18 protein-coding genes are annotated in these 17,828 nt (G+C 71.0%); 7 read left to right on the forward strand and 11 right to left on the reverse strand.

Annotated features, from left to right (window positions below; all coding sequences use genetic code 11):
* Positions 1-122 precede the first annotated feature (122 nt).
* The 3 genes from GRS48_RS04110 to GRS48_RS04120 all read left to right on the forward strand — a co-directional run bounded on the left by GRS48_RS04110 (position 123) and on the right by GRS48_RS04120 (position 2,650).
* The gene (locus GRS48_RS04110) at positions 123-1,256 is read left to right on the forward strand and encodes a VOC family protein (RefSeq protein ID WP_159483812.1); all 1,134 of its coding nucleotides are present in this window, start codon (positions 123-125) and stop codon (positions 1,254-1,256) included.
* A gap of 28 nt (positions 1,257-1,284) precedes the next feature.
* Positions 1,285-1,983 carry an alpha/beta hydrolase gene (locus GRS48_RS04115; protein ID WP_159483814.1) on the forward strand — a complete coding sequence of 233 codons (699 nt, stop codon included), beginning with the start codon at positions 1,285-1,287 and terminating at the stop codon, positions 1,981-1,983.
* A gap of 253 nt (positions 1,984-2,236) precedes the next feature.
* Positions 2,237-2,650: a desampylase gene (locus tag GRS48_RS04120; RefSeq protein WP_159483816.1), complete on the forward strand. Its 414-nt coding sequence runs from the start codon at positions 2,237-2,239 to the stop codon at positions 2,648-2,650.
* 301 nt (positions 2,651-2,951) lie between these two features.
* On the opposite strand, the gene GRS48_RS04125 is transcribed toward GRS48_RS04120, so the two are convergent.
* Complete coding sequence (locus GRS48_RS04125; RefSeq protein WP_159483818.1) at positions 2,952-3,509, reverse strand: multiprotein-bridging factor 1 family protein; 558 nt, start codon at positions 3,507-3,509, stop codon at positions 2,952-2,954.
* A 198-nt stretch (positions 3,510-3,707) separates the two neighbouring features.
* Between GRS48_RS04125 and GRS48_RS04130 the strand changes: the two genes are divergently transcribed.
* Positions 3,708-5,159 (forward strand): MATE family efflux transporter, encoded by a 1,452-nt coding sequence (locus GRS48_RS04130; protein ID WP_159483820.1) that lies wholly within the window; start codon positions 3,708-3,710, stop codon positions 5,157-5,159.
* Between the two features lie 76 nt (positions 5,160-5,235).
* On the opposite strand, the gene GRS48_RS04135 is transcribed toward GRS48_RS04130, so the two are convergent.
* The 5 genes from GRS48_RS04135 to GRS48_RS04155 all read right to left on the reverse strand — a co-directional run bounded on the left by GRS48_RS04135 (position 5,236) and on the right by GRS48_RS04155 (position 10,431).
* Positions 5,236-6,126, reverse strand: a complete 891-nt coding sequence (locus tag GRS48_RS04135; protein WP_159483822.1) for a mechanosensitive ion channel family protein — start codon at positions 6,124-6,126, stop codon at positions 5,236-5,238.
* 76 nt (positions 6,127-6,202) lie between these two features.
* Positions 6,203-7,396 (reverse strand): 7,8-didemethyl-8-hydroxy-5-deazariboflavin synthase subunit CofG, encoded by a 1,194-nt coding sequence (gene cofG, locus GRS48_RS04140; protein ID WP_321168289.1) that lies wholly within the window; start codon positions 7,394-7,396, stop codon positions 6,203-6,205.
* Positions 7,397-7,479: 83 nt separating this feature from the next.
* Complete coding sequence (gene cofC / locus GRS48_RS04145; protein WP_159483824.1) at positions 7,480-8,154, reverse strand: 2-phospho-L-lactate guanylyltransferase; 675 nt, start codon at positions 8,152-8,154, stop codon at positions 7,480-7,482.
* Positions 8,155-8,165: 11 nt separating this feature from the next.
* Positions 8,166-9,344 (reverse strand): tubulin/FtsZ family protein, encoded by a 1,179-nt coding sequence (locus GRS48_RS04150; protein WP_200840200.1) that lies wholly within the window; start codon positions 9,342-9,344, stop codon positions 8,166-8,168.
* Between the two features lie 190 nt (positions 9,345-9,534).
* The gene (locus GRS48_RS04155) at positions 9,535-10,431 is read right to left on the reverse strand and encodes a complex I NDUFA9 subunit family protein (protein WP_159483828.1); all 897 of its coding nucleotides are present in this window, start codon (positions 10,429-10,431) and stop codon (positions 9,535-9,537) included.
* 169 nt (positions 10,432-10,600) lie between these two features.
* Here GRS48_RS04155 and tmk point away from each other — a divergent pair, with 169 nt between their 5' ends.
* The gene (gene tmk / locus GRS48_RS04160; RefSeq protein ID WP_159483830.1) at positions 10,601-11,194 is read left to right on the forward strand and encodes a dTMP kinase; all 594 of its coding nucleotides are present in this window, start codon (positions 10,601-10,603) and stop codon (positions 11,192-11,194) included.
* A gap of 114 nt (positions 11,195-11,308) precedes the next feature.
* Here tmk and GRS48_RS04165 read toward each other — a convergent pair whose 3' ends face one another.
* Positions 11,309-11,632 carry a hypothetical protein gene (locus tag GRS48_RS04165; protein ID WP_159483832.1) on the reverse strand — a complete coding sequence of 108 codons (324 nt, stop codon included), beginning with the start codon at positions 11,630-11,632 and terminating at the stop codon, positions 11,309-11,311.
* 114 nt (positions 11,633-11,746) lie between these two features.
* Positions 11,747-12,244 carry a DUF5813 family protein gene (locus tag GRS48_RS04170; protein WP_159483834.1) on the reverse strand — a complete coding sequence of 166 codons (498 nt, stop codon included), beginning with the start codon at positions 12,242-12,244 and terminating at the stop codon, positions 11,747-11,749.
* Positions 12,245-12,393: 149 nt separating this feature from the next.
* On the opposite strand from GRS48_RS04170, the gene GRS48_RS04175 reads away from it, so the two are divergent.
* Both GRS48_RS04175 and GRS48_RS04180 read left to right on the forward strand, forming a co-directional pair.
* On the forward strand, positions 12,394-13,707 hold the full coding sequence (locus tag GRS48_RS04175; protein WP_159483836.1) for a carboxylate--amine ligase: 1,314 nt from the start codon (positions 12,394-12,396) through the stop codon (positions 13,705-13,707).
* 56 nt (positions 13,708-13,763) lie between these two features.
* Entirely contained in the window at positions 13,764-14,954 is a 1,191-nt protein-coding gene (locus tag GRS48_RS04180) for an amidohydrolase (RefSeq protein WP_159483838.1), read from the forward strand.
* 34 nt (positions 14,955-14,988) lie between these two features.
* Here GRS48_RS04180 and GRS48_RS04185 read toward each other — a convergent pair whose 3' ends face one another.
* From GRS48_RS04185 to mch, 3 genes are all read right to left on the reverse strand, one after another.
* Positions 14,989-16,194: a potassium channel family protein gene (locus GRS48_RS04185; RefSeq protein ID WP_159483840.1), complete on the reverse strand. Its 1,206-nt coding sequence runs from the start codon at positions 16,192-16,194 to the stop codon at positions 14,989-14,991.
* 140 nt (positions 16,195-16,334) lie between these two features.
* The gene (locus GRS48_RS04190) at positions 16,335-16,859 is read right to left on the reverse strand and encodes a hypothetical protein (RefSeq protein WP_159483842.1); all 525 of its coding nucleotides are present in this window, start codon (positions 16,857-16,859) and stop codon (positions 16,335-16,337) included.
* A complete protein-coding gene (gene mch / locus GRS48_RS04195) occupies positions 16,859-17,797 on the reverse strand; it encodes a methenyltetrahydromethanopterin cyclohydrolase (protein WP_159483844.1) in 939 nt (312 codons plus the stop codon). The genes GRS48_RS04190 and mch overlap by 1 nt, the downstream gene beginning before the upstream one ends.
* Positions 17,798-17,828: the final 31 nt, after the last annotated feature.

Here is a 17,828-nt window from a genome sequence, read left to right on the forward strand (position 1 = left end):
GTTGTGACCGTGTCCATCGGCGCTCGCTTCGGTCGAGACCCTTCGAACCGCTTCGAACCGCTTCGAGCCCGGTACCGTTTTCAGCCCGGCATCGCTTTGAGCCGGGCCGTCGTACGACCCGTATGCTCTCGGACACGAGCGGGCTCCATCACGTCACCGGGATCGTCGGCGCGCCCGGGCCGAGCGTCGCGTTCTACGCGGGAACGCTCGGTCTCCGGCTCCTCCGGACGACCGTGAACTACGAGGACGTCCTGAGCCACCACCTCTACTTCGGCGTCGGCGACGGCGAGCCGGGGTCGGTCCTCACCGTCTTCCCCGACCCGACCGGCGACCCCGGCCGCGTCGGGAGACCGGGCTTCGAGTCGGTCGCGTTCGCGGTCCCGCCGGGATCGCTGGGCTACTGGCGCGATCGGCTGTCCGACCGCCTCTCCGACGGCGTTTCCGGCGAGGTCCCCGGCGACGTTTCCGACGACGTTCCAGACGCGGTTCCCGACGGGCGCGGTACGTCGATGCCGAGCGCCGACGCCGCGGTGACCGGAATCGGCGAGGAGACACGATTCGGCGACTCCGGGATCCGGGTACACGATCCCGCCGGCACGGCCGTCGAGCTGATCGCGTCGGCGGACCCTCGCGAACCGTGGGCGGGGGGATCGGTGCCGCCGTCGGCGGCGATCCGCGGGCTGTACGGCGTGACGGCGCTTCCGACGGACCCGTACGGCGCTGCGAGCGTCCTCGAGACGCTCGGGTTCGCCTACGAGGGCGAGACGAGCGACCGCGTCCGGTACCGGGCCCCGGGCGACCACGCCACGGTCGTCGACCTGCTCGACCGGGACGCGCCGTACGTCCGGGAGGGTCCCGGAACGCTGCACCACGCCGCGGTTCGGGTTCCCGACCGCGCGGCGCTGCTCGCGTGGCACGACCTCTTCCGCGAACGCGGCTATCACGTCTCCCGCGTGAAGGACCGCCACTTCTTCCACTCGCTGTACGTCCGCGGTCCCGGCGGGCTCCTGGTCGAACTCGCGACCAAGGAGCCGGCGCCGGACGGCCCGCCCGGACCCGGGCTCGCCGACCCGGCCGTCGCGGGACACGCCACCGAGCTCTACCTCCCCGACCGGCTCGCGGCGGACCGGGCGATGATCACGGACCAGCTCCCGGCGATCACCGATCCCGCCTCCGCTTCCGATCCCGCCTCCGCTTCCGATCCCGCCTCCGCTTCCGACCCCGACCTAGACCTCGACTCGAGGAACGACCGATGATGCGGCCTCGGGAGGGGAAAGACGACCGATGACGCGATCGCTGGACGGAGTCGAGGGCCCACACGCGAACGCGCGGCTCGTCGTGGCGGGCGCGCCGGCCGCGGCCAGCGCGGTCGCCGTCGTGCTCGTTCACGGCCGCGGCGGGACGCCCGAGGGGCTCGTCCGCCTCGCCGACGAGTTCTATCGACCGGGCGTCGCCTTCCTCGCGCCGGGCGCCCGACGGGCCAGCTGGTTCCCGGCGCGTTCCGACGCCCCGATCGACGCCAACGAGCCGGCGCTGACGTCGGCGGTCGACTGCGTCGCCGCCGCGGTCGCCGCCGCCGGCGACGTCGGGGTCCCGCCCGAGCGGACCGTTCTCGTCGGCGTCTCGCAGGGCGGCAGCGTCGCCGCCGAGTTCCTCCGCCGCCGTCCCGAACGCTTCGGCGGCGCGTTCGTCGTCTCCGCCGCGCTCCCCGGGTCGGGCGACGACCTCGGGGTGATCGACAGCGACGACGGGGGCGGCGACCTCGACGGGACGCCGGTAGTGCTCGCATCTAGCGAGGCGGACCCGGCCGTATCGGTCGAACGCGTGCGCGAGACGGCGACGGCCCTCGAGCGTCTCGATGCAAGCGTCGACGTCCGGATCGACGCCGGCTCCGGACACGGGCTCTCGGACGCGACGATGCGGCGGATCGGCGACCGGATCGACGCCCTGCTCGACGACGACGACACCGCACGGTCTCCGTGACCGTCGCCCCGTGGCTGCCCCCGTGACCGTCGCCCCGTGGCTGCCCCCGTGATCGTCGCCCCGTGGCCGCCCCCGTGACCGTCGCCATTGTTTAAAAGGTCGGTAGCGATTCCGGCCGTCGATCGAATGGGCGGCCCGCCGGAGAGCCCCGCTCCCGTTTCGGCCCGGCCGGAGGCCACGGTGCTTCTTTTTAAAGGGTCCGTGAGCGGTGGCGAGCGCCCTTTTAACCGTTCGGAGCCCCGATCGACGGTCGATGATCGAGTTCCGCCGCGACGCGTACGACGCGGTGATCCGCCACGCGTACGAGGGCGACGACGAGGAGGTCTGCGGGGTGCTCGCCGGGGAGCACGGACCGGATCGGTCGCTCGCGGCGGCGGCCCATCGGGTCGAGAACGTCGCCGACAGGCCACGGGTCCGCTACGAGCTCGACCCCGAACGACTGCTCGCGACGGTCGAGCGCGTCGAGGACGCCGGCGACGACGTCGTCGGCTTCTACCACTCCCACCCCGCCGGCGGCCCGGAACCCAGCGCGACGGACGTCGCGCTGGCGACGTGGGACGGCTACTCGTACGCCATCTGCGCGCTCGACGGCTACCCGTACGTCGGGTCGTGGCGATGGGCCGGCGACGACGGTCGGTTCGAGCGGGAGACGGTCGCGCTCCGGTGAAGGAATGCGGTCGGTCCGGGCGCAGTCGGCCCGGCCGTTATCGATCCAGAACGGGGTTCAGTTACCGTCCCGAGGCCTCGGGTTCGTCGTGGGTGCCCGGGTCGGAAATACGGAAATAGCGTTACCGCGGTCGGACGAGGCGGTGAGCGCGTCGAGACGACCGGCGGTCGTACGTCACCGCCTCGTCCGCCGCCGACAAACGCCAGCGTGCGCCGTCTGGAGGGTCGCAGATCGGGGGACGTGGCTGCTCGGGTTCCCTCGTCGGACAAGTCGCCTGTGAAAACAGCAGCGCCGAACGCGGCTACTCGTCGACGAGCTCGACGCCGAACCGTTCCTCGATCGCCCGCACGACCGAGCCGCCCACGCCGGCGGTCGCCGCTCGACCCTGTTCGACCGCGAGCAGGTCGTCCTCCTCGACGTCCAGCTCCGCGGCCAGCTCCTCGACGGTGAGGCCGGCGTCCTGTCGCGCCGCGACCGCGCGGTCGCCGTAGCCGGAGACGAGGTACGGCAGACGGTCCTTCTCGTAGTCGGTCCCGCCCTCCTCCCAGTGGGTCGAGTCGCCGGTCGCGGCGTCGTACATCTTCGCCTGCTTCCGGGCGACCTCCTGTTTCCGGCTGGTCGGACCGGAGCCGCCCCCGCCGGAGGAGCCGCCGCTCGATCCGCCGCCGGAGCCGCCGGACCCACCGTGACTCCCGCCGCGCCCCTTGCTCGCGTCGTCGTGTGGGCGGCAGTTCGAACACACCAACAGCTCCGCGCCCGCGACGTTCGCGCGCTGTAGGTTCGACGTCTCGCGACCGCAGAGCTCGCAGGCGTCGCCGTCGCCGCCGCCACCGCCCGAACCCGTCGAGTACTTGGCCATACCTCACCCTAACGCGGGCGTATTTTTAAATGGTGTGTGGTGATGGCGGCGGATGCCGCTGGTGTGGAGGTGTGTGACGGTGATGTGATGACGGGGCGGGTCCCGAGGCCGAGGGCGTCGAGGGAACGGAGGGGCTTCCGGAACGAAGGAGCTTCCGGAACGGACAGAGCCAAGCCGCCGACGGTGGTAGCGAGCACGATGCGATCACTCCTCGGCGAGGCGTTCGCCCGCGTGGGATCGGCGCTCGCCGACGCGCTCGACCGCACGGGGGTCATCGGCCGGTCCCGGCTCCGCGAGACGCTGGACCTGGCGTGGCCCCGGGTCGTGACCGGGTTCGCGATCATGTCGAAGAACACGGCGGACCTCGCGATCATCGGGTTCGTGCTCGGCGCGCCGGCCGTCGCCGGGCTCGCGTTCGCGTTCGCCTACTGGCAGCTCGCGAAGTTCCTCTCGATCGGGCTGGCCGGCGGGACCGTCGCGCTCGTCTCACAGAACTACGGCGGCGACGAGGTCGCCCGCGCGGGCCGCGTCGTCAAGGCCTCGCTGCTCGTCGCCGCGGCGATCGCCGTCCCGGTCGTCGCCGTCCTCGTCGGCTTCGCGGAGCCGCTCGTCGGGCTCGTCGGCGGCGAGGGCGACGCGCTCCGGTTCGGGACGATATACCTCGTCGTCACCGCGCCCGCGCTCCTGTTCGAGTTCTTCAACATGATCGCGAGCCGCACGTACGCGGGCGTCGGCGACACGTTCACGCCGATGGTGATCCGCGCGGGCGGCGCGGTCCTCAACGTCGCGCTGACCGCGGGGTTCGTGCTCGGCGCGGGGCTGGGCGTGTTCGGGGCGGCGCTCGGGACGACGCTGTCGATCGCCGCCGTCGCCGTCGCGCTCTCGTGGGGGATGAGCGGCCGGACGTACCTCGGGCGCGGCGCGTCGCCGGTGCCGGTGACGCTCGCGGGGCCGTGGGTCGACCGGGAGCTGATCGGTCAGCTCCTCCGGGTGTCGGCCCCGCTGATGGCCCGGCGGCTCGCGGAGGGCGCGCTCGTCTTCCCGCTCCTGTGGATCGCCTCGACGTTCGGCTCGACCACGGTCGCCGCGCTCGAGGTCGGGCGGCGAGTCCGCGCGCTCATCAACAGCTTCAGCTGGGGGTTCTCCATCGCCGCGAGCACGCTCGTCGGGCAGCGGCTCGGGGCCGGCGAGGAGTCGCTCGCGGCGACGTACGGCCGCGAGGTGATCAACCTCTCCGTCGTCGTCTACCTCCTCGCGGCGGCCGCCGTCGTGCTCGCCGCCGAGCCGATCGCGACCGTGTTCGTCGACGAGCCGGCGGCGGTGGCCGCGACCGCGACGTTCGTCGTCGTCGCGGCGCTGTCGGCGGTCCCGCTCGGGATCGACGGCTCCGCGACCGGGTCGCTCCGCGGGGCCGGCGACACTCGCTACCCGTTCCTCGCCACGCTCGTCGGGCTCTACCTCTGTGCGCTCCCGGCGGCCGCGCTGGGGCTCGTCACCCCGCTCGGCGTCGCCGCGCTGTACGTCGCGCTCGTGGTCGAGACGCTCGTCCCCGCCGGCCTCAACCTCCACCGGTTCCGCTCGAACCGGTGGCAGGTCGTGAGCCGCCGGTACCGGCCGTCCGGTGCCGGCGACGAGGGATCGACGGAATGACGCCGGTGGAGTGACGGCGGCTCGGGCGACCCGAACGACTCGCCTCCTCGGCGATGTGACCGTCCTCGTCGGCAGCCTACTCGGCGGCCGTCTGTCCGTCGGCGGTCTGCTCGGCGGCCGCGACCGATTCGACCGTCTCGATGCTGCCCGTGAGCTCGCGGTGGACGTACGGGATGTCGATACCCGCCTCGTCGAACGCCTCCTTGACGGCCTGGACGTACTCCGAGCGGACGCGGACGAAGTCCCCGCGGTCCGGGTCGGTGATCCACCAGCGTGACTGGAGGCCGACGTCGGAGTCGCCAAGCTCGACGAGCCGCACGGACGGCCCCGGCTCATCGAGGACCTCGTCGTGCGCCTCGGCCTGCTCGACGATGATGTCCGTCGCCCGGTCGATGTCGTCGTCGTACCCGATCCCGAAGACGAACTTCTGGCGGAGCGTGTCGTACGCCACCGGGTTCGTCACCGCGTTGTTCGCGAGGTCGCCGTTCGGAACGGTGATCCGCTCGTTGTCGAACGTCCGGACGCGGGAGACGCGCAGGTCGATGTCCTCTACGCGCCCGGACTTGCCGTCCCACTCGATCCAGTCTCCGACCTCGAACGGCTTGTCCTTCAGGATGAAGACGCCGGCGACGAAGTTCCCGAGCAGGTCCTGCGCCGCGAAGCCGATCGCCAGCGCGATCGCGCCGCCGAAGACGGCGAACGCCGACAGGAACGCTCCGTAGCCGGCGACGGTGAACGCGATCGCGACGGCTGCGACCCACACGACCGCGTTGGCGACGCTCGTGCCGAGGCTCCGAACGACGTCGTCGAACCCCTTCGATCCGAGCGCGCGCCGGACCCCCGGGACGAACAGGTACTTGCCGAGCAGGAACACCACGAGGAAGCCGGCGACGAACAGGAGCAGCGACACCGCGATGCTCCCCACGTCGACGGCGTTCGCGATCTCGTCGATCTGTATCGGATCCATCGGATCCCCGTTCGGGAGGATATTTAAAGAAAGTACTGACGACGAGCGCGAGCGCGCCCGAACGCTTCCGGCGGGGTTATCGGGGATCCGGGTCCGGGCCCACGGGGAGCGGGCCGTCGCCGCGCGCGACGCCGCGTAGCCGGCGGCCGTGCGGGTCGTCGTCGCGGATCCGGTCCGACACGCGGTCGGGGAGCCACGCGTCCCGGCCGCTCGGCGACGGTGCGGGGGCGACCCCGTCCGTCCGCAGGTCCGCGGGGAGGTACCGGGCGTACGTCGGGAGCCGCTCGGTCAGCGGAACGCCCGCCGTGTCCGCCACCGCGCGGAGCTCGGCGATCGCCGGCCAGGCGTACTCCGGGTTGATGTAGTCGTCGGTCACCGGGGAGACGCCGCCGAGGTCGTCGACCCCGCAGTCGACGAGGTCGGCCGCCGGAGAGAGGTTCGGCGGCACCTGCACCGACACCGCGGGCGGCAGCGCCGCGCGCGCCATGGCGACGACGCGTCGCATCGTGTCGAGCGAGGGTCGATCGAAGTCGGAGCGCTCGTTGGGGACGACGTTCTGGACGATGACTTCCTGGACGTGGCCGTGGCGCTCGTGGAGCTCGCGGATCGCGAGCAGGCTCTCGGCGCGGTCGCGCCAGGTCTCGCCGATCCCGACCAGGATTCCCGTCGTGAACGGAACGCCCTGCCTGCCGGCCGCTCGGATCGTGTTGAGCCGCTGGCCCGGCGTCTTCCGGCGCGCCGGGGACCGCCCACCGCCTCCGCCGTGGGCGGCGACGTCGGCGGTCGTTTCGAGCATGACGCCCATCGACGCGTTCACTTCGCGGAGGTCGGCGAACGCCGCCTCCGTGAGGTCGCCCGGGTTCGAGTGCGGCAACAGCCCCTCCTCTAACGCGATCTCGCAGGCTCGGTAGAGATAGTCGTGGATCGAGTCGAACCCCCACTCCGCGAGCCGGTCGTGGATCGCCACGTACCGGTCGTCGGGATCGTCGCCGAACGTGAACAGCGCCTCCGTACAGCCGGCGTCGGCCCCGATCCGACACCGTTCGCGCACGTCCGCCGGCGAGAGGAGAGTCGCCTCGCCCGGGACGTCGTAGTACGTACAGTACGTGCAGGTGTACCGACAGGCGGTCGTCAGCGGGAGGAACACGTTACGGGCGAACGAGAGCCGCTCGGGGGCGGCGACGTCGTCCGGCGTGACCGACAGGAGCCGGTCGACGTCGCGCTCCGCGACGTCGATCGCGATGTCGTACTCGTCGGCGGCCGGGAACACGGCTCACCCTCCGCGGCCGATCCTCAAAAAGGGTCGCGGTCGGGGCCGCCCCACGGGTTCGTGGACGACGCCGACCCACGGGCTCACTCGCGGACGACGCCGACCCGCCCGTCGCCGGCGTCGAGCGCGAAGCCGGCGCTCCGGAGCCACCCGGCGGCCTCGCCGTCGCCGTGGACCAACACCTCCGCGAGGTCCGACGCCTCGTCGACGTCGGTCGCGAGCCGGTGGGAGTCGACCTCGCGGACGCTCGCGCCGGCGGCCGCGGCGATACGGAGGTGGTCGACGTACGACGCGCCGTGGTAGTCGACGCGGAAGCCCGGGTGTCGGACGACGAGCGCGTTGGTTCCGCCGCCGCGGCCCGCCGCGATCGCGACGTCCCCGTCGGCGTCGAACAGCCGTCCCAGCGCGGTCGGCGTCGCGAGCGCGAGGTCCGCCATCACCACCGCGACGGCGTCGTCGCGGTCGCGGTCGGCACCAGCGTCGTCGTGGTCGCGGTGGGAAGTGTCGTCAGCCCGACCGATGGCCCCGTCGAGCGCGGCGTTCACCGCCGTGGACAGCGACCGGTCGTCGACGACGACCGGTGCGCCGACCTCGACGGGGGCGGTCGCGAGGACGGTCGGGGCCTCGCCGGTCCCGCGTACGGCCTCGATCACGTCCGCGAGCATCGCCCGGGAGAAGGCCGCGCGCTCGTCGGCGTCGAGCACGTCCGAGAGTCGTGACTTGGGGTCGGCGGTCGAAAACGGGACGAGGACGTCCATCGACGCCGTCGTCAGAACAGCGATTCGAGCTCGTCGCCGTCGTCGCTCACGAGCTCGTCCAGGTTCTCTTCGCTCTCCTCGCGGATCTCCGAGAGGTTGTCCTGCGCCTCGATGGCGACCTGCTGGAGCTCCTTGATCCGCGGGACGTTCGTGACGCCCGCGAGCAGGATCACGGTGGCGACGAAGCCGGCACCGCGGTACGGGTAGTCACCGCCCCGGACCTCCATCGAGCCGGTCTGCTCTTCGAGCCACTTGCGGCCGCGTTCGATCCCCTTCCGGTTGAGGTACTCCGGCGGCCCCGCGAGCACGAGCAGCGCGCGTTCCGCGCCCTCGATCTCACACGGCAGCGTGAGCCGCCCCAGCGCCGCCTTGCGGACGAGGCTCGTGATGCGGTTGGTGGTGTGGGCGCTGTCGAGCTGGTCGTCCCTGTCGTCGTTGCGGAGCCGCGAGAGCAGGCCGCCGGAGCTGCGCTCCTCGACCTCCTCCTCCGCGTAGCCGACCGTCGAGACGCCGCCGCCCGCGAGCGTGTTGATGATCTCCGAGGAGTCGACGACGCTCTCCGCGACCTCCTGGCCCTGCTGGATCTCGCCGGCCCCGAAGAGGATGCCGAAGCGGCGCACGATCTCCTCGTTGATCTCCTCGTAGCCGCCCTGGACGGACTCGCCCGTCTTCCGCCAGGCGTCGTTGTCGAACACCATCAGGTTGTCGACCTCGCGGACGAACGTCTGGAACGACCGGGCCGCGTTGAGGGTGTAGATACCGCCCTCGTCGCTGCCCGGCAGGACGCCGAGCCCGTAGACGGGTTCGGTGTAGATCCGCTTGAGGTGTTTCGCGAGCACCGGCGCGCCGCCGGAGCCCGTCCCGCCGCCGAGCCCGGCGACGACGAGGAACGCGTCGACCTCGTGGACCGGGATCGAGTCGATCGCTCCCTGGACCTCGTCGATGTCCTCCTCGGCGATCTCCGCGCCGAGCTCGTTGTCCGCGCCGACGCCGTGCCCCTTCACGCGCGACTGTCCGATGAGCACGCGCTGCTCGTCCCGGATGTTCTCGAGCCCCATGAGGTCGGCTTTCGCCGTGTTGACCGCGGCGGCCGCCCGGACGATCTCGGAGCCCGTCCGCTTGTCGTACTCCAGGAACTTGTCGACGACTTTCCCCCCCGCCTGTCCGAATCCGATCATTGCAAGTTTCATCGTGTACCCCGCGTGTCGTTGGAAAAAACAGAGAGGGATCTCGGATATAAGGCTTCTGATGGCATTACCACCGTTGAGATCCACGTTCCCGCGCTGCCGCGGCTGACCCCGCCGCAGTCGTCCGGTTTCGATCCGGTCTCCTCGGTTCGTCTCGGCCGTCCGGCAGCGGTGGCCACGGCACGACGTCGGCTCATGCGAGCCCCAGGTACCCCGCGAGCGTGGTCATCGACCCCTCGTCGACGCCGAAGGCGGCGACGTCGTTGTCGGCGGTCGTGTTGTCGAAGCGCAACGACCGGTACTGGTCGGGCCCCATCGGGAACCCCGGCACCGCCCCGAGGACCGTGAGGCCGACCTTCGCGAGCGGCATCGGCAGCGGCACGATCCGTATCCCCTTGTCCTCTGCCTCGTACACCAGGTTCGTCACCTCACGGAGGGTGAGCACCTCCGGCCCGCCGACCTCGTAGGTCTGTCCGACGTGGGCGTCGTCCTCCAGCGCGGCGACCAGCATCGGGACGAGGTCGTCGACGTGGATCGGCTGGAACCGTGTGCGTCCGCCGCCGGGCAGCGGGTACAGCGGGACGAGGGGCGCGAACATCCCCTTCAGTCGCTTGGTGAACGAGACGAACTCCCCGCCCTCGCCGAAGACGACGGACGGCCGGAACATCGTCCAATCGAGGTCGCTCTCGCGGACGATCGTCTCCGCCTCGCCCTTCGAGCGGATGTACGCCGTGTCGCCGTCAGGGTCGGCCCCCAGCGCGCTCATCTGGACGAATCGGTCCGCGTCGGCCGACTCGGCCGCCCGGACCAGGTTCTCGGTGCCGCCGCGGTGGACGCGGTCGTGCATCCGGTTACCCCCCTTCGGCTCGAACAGCGGCGAGAGCGCGACGAGGTTCACCACCGCGTCGTGTCCCTCGACGGCCGGCTCGATCGAGTCGTACGCCGTGACGTCGCCGAGGGCCGACTCGACGCCCTCGGGGGTGTCCTCGGGCGTGCGTGAAAGCGCGGTCACTTCGTGACCCCCGTCGACGAGCGCTCGACAGAGGGACGACCCGATGAAACCGGTTCCGCCGGCTACCAGCACCTTCATATATTCGATATCGGAGGCGTCGACCGTAAACCTACCGCGGTCGTCTGACGCGGGGATGACGACGGCGTCCGAGCGGGAGCGGCGACGCTGGCCGTGCCGGCGCGGACGACGACGCCCGAGAGCGGAAACGACACGGGCGATTTATCCCCGGCGACGCCGGAACGCGACCATGCTGATCACGCTCGAGGGGCTCGACGGCAGCGGAAAGACGACCGTGTGGGAGGCGTTACACGACGTGTACCCCGACGCGGTGTTCACCCGCGAACCCACCGACAGCTGGTACGGCGATGCCGTCTACCGGTCGATCGCGGACGACGACGCCGACCCCCTCGCGGAGCTCTTCTTGTACACCGCGGACCACGCGGACCACCTCTCGCGGACGGTCCGCCCCGCGCTCGCCGACGGGAAGCTGGTCGTCTCGGACCGGTACTCCGATTCGCGATTCGCGTATCAGGCGGCAACGCTCGCCGGTAGCGAGGTCGACATCGAGCGACCCATGGAGTACGTCCGCGGGATCCACGGCGCGTTCTCGCGACCCCCGGACGCGACTATCTACCTCGATCTCGACGCGAGGGCCGCCGCCGAGCGCTCCGGCCGGACGAACAAGTTCGAACAGGACGGCTACCTCGCGTCGGTGCAGGCCAACTACGAGCGTCTCATCGCCGCCGAGCCCGGTCGGTTCGTCCGGGTCGACGCGACACAGCCGCCTGAGGACGTGATCGCGCGGGTCGAGCGAGCCGTCGCCGATCTCCTCGCGGAGTAGCGGTAGGCGGGCGGATCCTCCGATCTTCCCTCTCCCGTTCACTCACTGCCGAACTCACTCACTGCCGGATTCACTCACTGCCGGATTCACTCACTGCCGGATTCACTGCTGAATTCACTGCGTGTCGGGCAGTTCGTACTCGTCCGGCGGTGGCATGTAGAGGTAATCGATCGCCGCGCCGAGCACCACGGGGAGGAACACCAACACGGCCACGACCGCCGCGGGGCTGCCCAGATCGACGCCCGTGCCCACCCCGAACACCCCGGTGAACAGGAGCGTCGAGCCGAGCAGCGCGATCGGGGTCAACACCGCGGTGTACAGGATCCACCCCCAGGTCGTCTCCAGCCGGAGCCTGAAAAAGCGGGTCATTACGCCGGCGAGGAGGACGTGTCCCACGACGAGGGCGGCGAGCGTCGCGAACCCGAACAGCGAGAGCATACGCGCCGTACGGGCCGGCCGCTTTTCCGCCTATCGGACGCGGACGCCACCGCCGCGGCGTCAGAACGCGCCGTCGTCTCAGAACCTGCCATCGCCTCAGAACGCGCCGTCGCGTCAGAACGCGCCGCCGTCGCCCTGTTGGCGGGCCGCCGAGAGGATCCCGGCAACCGGATCGGTGTAGTCGTAGCCGGGGATCACGCCCTGTACGTACGTCCCCTCGACGAAGTTGATCAGTGCGCCGGCGTCGTCGACGCCGCGGCGCTCGTTGACATCGGTCACGGAGAACTCGACGACGACCTCGTCGCCGTCGCGGTCGACGTTCGGGTCGAACCCGTGATCCCCCCGCGTGACGCCGCCGACGTCGACGACGCGGAGCTCGAACGTCTCGTACCAGCCTTCCTCGACGACGTCGGCGACGTCGCCGGCGGTCGTCGCCGAGAGGGTCGGGACGCGGACCCGCACGTCGAACCGGATCCGTCCGTCGTCGTCGGGCTGGACGGCGACCTCGCCGTCGAACGCCGTGGTCTCCGAGGCCCAGACGTCGTCCGCGACCGGCTCGAAGGAGCCGTGGTCCGCGAACGCGCGCCGGACGCGACCGGGTAGCTCGCTCATGGCCGATCCGAGGCGTCCCGCGGCCAAAAGGTCGTTGTGTCTCGGCGGGCGCAACCCCTCGGAACTGGACGGGCGGATCCCGCGTCAGCGATAGTGGCACGCGAGTCCGGTACTGGTGAGCCTTTACGTGTCCGAGCGGATCGGTAAGTATGACTGAAGAGTTCCGCTCAACGGACGGGCTCATCGACGCGCTCGCGGACGCGTCGTTCGACCGTCCACCCGCGCTCGTCAGCAACGCACACATCACCGGCCTGGGCGTCGCCCGGGCGCTCGACGCCCACGACGTCCCCGTTATCGCCCTCGACCGTGCTGGAAACGGGCCGGTCGCCGACGGCGGCACGGGATCCGTGACGGGTTCGAAGGACGACGGATCGACGGCGGTCGTCCACGACGGCCTCGCGCCGCCTTCCGACGCGATCGACTTCGCGGGGGCGGTGACGTACCCGCTCGACGACCTCGACGGGTTCCGCGAGGACGTCGAAGCGATCGTCGACGCGGCGGGAACGGAGGCCGTCGCGTTCGGCTGCATGGACGAGTGGGCGCTCGCGTACGCGGAGACCGAGCCCGAGGGCGTTCGGCTCCCGTACGCCGGGCTCGACGTGATCGACGACGTGTTGAACAAGTCGACGCTGTACGCCACCTGCGAGGAGCTCGGCGTCCCGTACCCGGAGACGTACCGCCTGAACGAGGTCGACGTCGACGAGGCGGCCGACGCGCTCGGGTTCCCGCTCGTCGTCAAACCCGCCCGGAAACGCGAGTTCGAGGAGGCGTTCGGGACGAACGTGATCGAGGTCCACGACCGCGAGGAGTTCGCCGACGTCGTCGCCGACGCCGAGGCGGCCGGCGTCGAGGTGATGGCGCAAAAGCGGGTCGACATCGTCACGGGCGAGGACCACTCGCTGGCGTCGTACGTGCCGCCCTCGGGGGTCGAGGACGCGCTCGCGGTCGTGGGGAACGCGGCGGTCCGGTTCCCACAGCAGTTCGGGACGTCCTGTCTCGTCGAGACGACCGACCGCCCCGAGATCGAGGCGCGGGCCCTCGGCGTCCTCGAGGACGCCGGCTACCACGGGATCAGCGAGGCGGAGTTCGTCTACGACCGCGACCGTGAGGAGTTCCTCCTGCTCGACGTCAACACCCGTCCGTGGAAGTGGATCTCGCTGCCGGTCGCGGCGGGCGCGAACCTCCCGATGGCCGCGTACGCCGCGGTCACCGACGCCGAGTACGAGTCGTCGGGCGTCGACCCTGCACGCTGGGTGTACCTCCGCGACTACCTCACGCTGCTCGCGACCGACGACGGGTTCTGGGACGTCCTCGACCCCGCCGACTGGCGGCGGCTCGTCTCCGGAGCGTTCGAGACCGAGGGGTCGCTGACGACCGGGGTGTACCGTCCCTCCGACCCCGGGCCGGCGGCCAAGCTGTTCGAGACCGAGTTCGTCGACCGCGACTACTACTGTTCCTGCTGACCGGACCGCGACCGGTCCCTCGAAACGCTTTCACCCGGGGGCTCCGACCGACGACCATGTACGCACTCGTCAACGGGCTCGTTCACACGGCGACCGACCGCGGAACCGTCGAAGGGACCGTCGTCATCGACGACGGGGAGATCGCCGCGGTCGGCGACGTCGACGTCCCGGACGGCGCGACGGTGATCGACGTCGACGGCGACCACGTCACGCCGGGACTCGTCGACGCGCACAGCCACGCGGGGATGGCGGAGTGGGGCGAGCCCGAGGACGGCGACTTCAACGAGGGCACCGACGCCGTCACGCCACACGTCACCGCGCTCGACGGCTTCCACCCGCGCGACGAGGAACTGAAACACGCGTTCCGGAACGGCGTCACGTCCGTCTCCGCGCGGATGGGCTCCGGCAACGTGATCGGCGGGATCATCTGCTCGATGAAGACGTACGGACGAACCGCCGACGGGATGTTGATCCGCGAGGACGGGATGAAGGCGGCGATGGGCGAGAACCCCAAGCGGTTCCACGGGGAGCGTGAGGGCCGACAGCCGTCGACGCGGCCGGGCGTCGCCGCCACCCTCCGGGAGGCGTTGATGGCGGCCGAGGACTACGTCGACCGCCGCGAACACGCCCGCAACGACGGCGAGCCCTTCGAGCGCGACCTCGGGATGGAGAACCTCGCGCGCGTGCTCACCGAGGGCTTCCCCCTCCGGGTACACGCCCACCGCGCCGACGACATCATGACCGTCTTCCGGATCGCCGAGGAGTTCGGGATCGACGCCCTCTCGATCGAACACGCGACGGAGGGCCACCTCATCGCCGAGGAGTTCGCCGCGCGGGGCGTCCCCGCCGTCGTCGGTCCGTCGCTGTACTCGGCCGCGAAGTACGAGCTCCGCAACATCACCTTCGAGACGCCGGCCATCCTCCACGAGGCGGGCGTCAAGGTGGCCATCCAGACCGACGCGCCCGTGTTGCCACAGCAGCACCTCGACGTCTGCGTCGGGCTCGCGGTCAGGGAGGGGTTCCCCGAGGCGGAGGCGCTGGCGGCCGTCACGCGGCACCCCGCGGAGATCCTCGGGATCGACGACCGCGTCGGGACGCTGGAGCCGGGCACCGACGCCGATGTCGCCGTCTGGGACGGGGTGTTCCACGAGAACGGCTCCCGAACGCGACACGTGTTCGTCGACGGGAGACACGTCTTCGACCGGGAGCGGGACGCCGTCGACCCGCGCGAGGAGTACGACTGGTAGGCGGTCGGGCGGCGCGAGGGCCGTCGCTTAAAAGCTACCCCGCGAGGGTCTCGAACTCCGCGGCGGACGTCCGGGTCCCCTTCGAGATGACGACGTCGCCGGCGCGGAGCGTGGTGTCGATGTCGGGGCCGACGAGCCACCCCTCGTCGGGCCGACGGATCGCGAGGACGCTCGTCGAGACGTCGGTCGCCGGGACGCCGTCGACGACCCGGGTTCCGGCGAGGTCGCTGTCCGCGCGGACCTCGGTGCGGGTGATGATCTCGTCGGACTCGTTGACCGCCATCTCGACGACCGGATGGACCTCCAGGTCGCGGAGCACCCCCTCGGTGATCTCGAGAGCGGCGTCGGAGATCTCCTCGGTCGCGACGCCGAGGTGGATGAGTCCCCGAAGCGAGACCGGGTCCTCGGTCTCCTTGGCGGCCCGGAGCGTCCACGCCTCGAACCGGGATTGGAGCGCATCCACCTCGATCTCGAGGTTGGTCACCTCCTCGGCGAGCTCCTCGTTGTCGAAGAGCACGGATCCGTACGCGAGGTCGACCGCGAGCTCCGAGAGGTTCTTCATCAACACGATGGAGTCGACCGCGCGCTCCAGGTCGTCGATCACGGGCTCGACGGGCGGGTCCGGCTCGAAGGGATCGCCGGTCAGGTCGGGGTACAGGTCGGCGACGCTGGCCTCCGGCCCGCGGAGGAGGACGACGTCGTCGCCCTCGATCCGGGTCTTCGGTCCCGGGTTGAGGATCCAGTCGTCGTCACGCCGGATGGCGATGACCCGGACGCCGGTCACCGACTCGAGATCGATCTCCTTCAGCGTCCGGCCCGCGTACGTCGAGTCGATGGCGACGGTGCCGCGGACGAGCGTCTCGACGCCCTCGGAGAGCGCGCCGCGCATCGCGTCGGGGAGGCCGATGTCCTCCAACACGATCTTCGCGATGTCGCCGGCGGCGTCCGACACCTTGTCGGCGGCGGCGACGACCCCCAACACGGGTGCGAGCTTCTCGGCCTCGTTCGGGTTCCGCGCGGCGAGCATGAGGCTCATCCGCGCGCGCATCTGGAGCACGTCCATCTTGTTCTCCAGCTCGAGGACTTCGTGGGCGACCGTCGAACTCCCGTGGAGGACCGCGGAGTACGACAGGTCGATCAACAGCTCGGCCGTGTCCTTCATCTCCACGAGCAGGTCCTTCACGCTCGCGGGCTCGTATTTGACCGGTTCCGGCGGTCCCCGTCCCTCGAATCGTCCCATGTCCTCTCTCTCTGTCGGACCGAGTAAAAGGCTTGTTACGGTGGGTCGTTATCCCCGCTCCTTCGGCGTTTCCCCGGTGACGAGCAGAGCGGTCTCGATCGGACGACTCCGGCCGGGCGACTCCAGCCGGACGGATCCGGTCAGGCGGCGTCGCCTGCGACGTAGGCGACGTCACCGTTGCCGTCGGCGTCGCCGCCGACCCGCGCCGCGAGGTCGACGAGCACGAACCAGCGGAGGAGTCGGTCGGCGCGGTCGAGCCAGGTCGCCTCCCACTCCGGATCCCGGGCCCGGTCGTGTCGCGGCACCGATCCCCGCGTCGCCTCGAAGAGGTCGGCTGGCGTCACGGGGTTCGACGGGGAGGCGTCGGCGAGCAGCGTCGCCGCCTCCGGCGCGAACAGGACCCGTTCGCGGAGCCCTTCGCGCACGCGCCCCGCGGTGAGGTCGGCGTCCGTCCGTCGGAAGCCGCGGGGGGTCTCCTCGACCAGTCCGAGCGCGCGGAGGAACGCGAGCCAGTCGTTCGCGACCCGTCGATCCGGGAGGTCGAGCCGCTCCCGGAGCCGGGTACAGCAGTCGTTCTCGCGCCCGGGAACGAGCGGGACGGCCCGTCGAAACGCCTCCAAATCGGCGAGTGCGACCGGCGGCTCCGGCACCGGCTTGAGCCGCATCAGCGGTAGCCGAACGACTCCGCGAGCAGCTCGTCGTCCGTCTCGCCGACCGTGTACACCGGGCCGTCAACGACGTCGACGGTCACTTTCGCGGGCGCGAACACGCTGTTCGGGACCTCGTAGAAGTCCCACTCGACCGCCTCGAAGACGTCGACGAAGGGGGTTCCGTAGTCCTCCCCGACGGTCGACACCAGCTGGTCGAACCGGTCGTCGTCGCGCGCGACCTGCAGGTGGACCTCGCCGCCGTACGCGACGGCGTCGTTCGTCCGTCCCATCGCGAGGTCTTCGTCGTAGGTGACCGGCGCGATGGGCGCGGAGCCGGACGCGTGGAGGACGTCCGTCGGCTCGTAGCCGATCTCCAGCAGGCGGAAGACGGCGAGCTCGGCTGCGCGCGCCGCGCTCGACACGGATCCCGCGGTCGACCCGGTGGCGTACGTCGGGAGGAAGACGCCGCTCGGTTCGACCTCCGCGAGCTCGGCGACGTGCTCCGCCACCGCCTCGTTCGGGAGCTGTGTCGACTCGATCGCGAGGGTGGCGAACTCCGAGGAGTCGTAGTAGCCGACCCGCTCGAACTCCGTCTCGCGGCCGACGAGGGCGCGCGCCGGCCCGGAGCCGAGCCCCTCGAACCCGTCCTCGAAGGCCAGCTCCCAGCCCGCCTTCTGGGAACACAACAGTGCGACGGCCGGATGGTCGGTCGACAGGTCGACGTACCCGCGCGGCGCGCCGGCGACCTCGCCCATGTGAGTCCGGAGGTTCGCGAGCCCCGCGGTCTGTATCTCGGCCAGCAGCAGGCCGGCCTCCACGCCCCCGCCGGCGTCGACGCCGAAGTCGACCACCGTCGCCCCGTTGTCGAGTTCGTAGCCGGCGACGTTGAGTTCGCCCGCGAAGTCGAGCGCCTCGTCGACGAGCTCGATCGCGGTTCGGTTGATGCTCTCCATATCGCCTCCTGTGTGCTCCGTGCGTAAGGGG

The sequence above is a fragment of the Halorubrum sp. JWXQ-INN 858 genome, from assembly GCF_009806985.1.
Classification (GTDB): domain Archaea; phylum Halobacteriota; class Halobacteria; order Halobacteriales; family Haloferacaceae; genus Halorubrum.

Bases quoted from the DNA above. Each gene is read 5' to 3' on its own strand.
- GRS48_RS04110 (WP_159483812.1), top strand. From the start codon at position 123: ATGCTCTCGGACACGAGCGGGCTCCATCACGTCACCGGGATCGTCGGC.
- GRS48_RS04115 (WP_159483814.1), top strand. From the start codon at position 1,285: ATGACGCGATCGCTGGACGGAGTCGAGGGCCCACACGCGAACGCGCGG.
- GRS48_RS04120 (WP_159483816.1), top strand. From the start codon at position 2,237: ATGATCGAGTTCCGCCGCGACGCGTACGACGCGGTGATCCGCCACGCG.
- GRS48_RS04125 (WP_159483818.1), bottom strand. From the start codon at position 3,509: ATGGCCAAGTACTCGACGGGTTCGGGCGGTGGCGGCGGCGACGGCGAC.
- GRS48_RS04130 (WP_159483820.1), top strand. From the start codon at position 3,708: ATGCGATCACTCCTCGGCGAGGCGTTCGCCCGCGTGGGATCGGCGCTC.
- GRS48_RS04135 (WP_159483822.1), bottom strand. From the start codon at position 6,126: ATGGATCCGATACAGATCGACGAGATCGCGAACGCCGTCGACGTGGGG.
- cofC (WP_159483824.1), bottom strand. From the start codon at position 8,154: ATGGACGTCCTCGTCCCGTTTTCGACCGCCGACCCCAAGTCACGACTC.
- GRS48_RS04150 (WP_200840200.1), bottom strand. From the start codon at position 9,344: ATGAAACTTGCAATGATCGGATTCGGACAGGCGGGGGGGAAAGTCGTC.
- GRS48_RS04155 (WP_159483828.1), bottom strand. From the start codon at position 10,431: ATGAAGGTGCTGGTAGCCGGCGGAACCGGTTTCATCGGGTCGTCCCTC.
- tmk (WP_159483830.1), top strand. From the start codon at position 10,601: ATGCTGATCACGCTCGAGGGGCTCGACGGCAGCGGAAAGACGACCGTG.
- GRS48_RS04165 (WP_159483832.1), bottom strand. From the start codon at position 11,632: ATGCTCTCGCTGTTCGGGTTCGCGACGCTCGCCGCCCTCGTCGTGGGA.
- GRS48_RS04170 (WP_159483834.1), bottom strand. From the start codon at position 12,244: ATGAGCGAGCTACCCGGTCGCGTCCGGCGCGCGTTCGCGGACCACGGC.
- GRS48_RS04175 (WP_159483836.1), top strand. From the start codon at position 12,394: ATGACTGAAGAGTTCCGCTCAACGGACGGGCTCATCGACGCGCTCGCG.
- GRS48_RS04180 (WP_159483838.1), top strand. From the start codon at position 13,764: ATGTACGCACTCGTCAACGGGCTCGTTCACACGGCGACCGACCGCGGA.
- GRS48_RS04185 (WP_159483840.1), bottom strand. From the start codon at position 16,194: ATGGGACGATTCGAGGGACGGGGACCGCCGGAACCGGTCAAATACGAG.
- GRS48_RS04190 (WP_159483842.1), bottom strand. From the start codon at position 16,859: ATGCGGCTCAAGCCGGTGCCGGAGCCGCCGGTCGCACTCGCCGATTTG.
- mch (WP_159483844.1), bottom strand. From the start codon at position 17,797: ATGGAGAGCATCAACCGAACCGCGATCGAGCTCGTCGACGAGGCGCTC.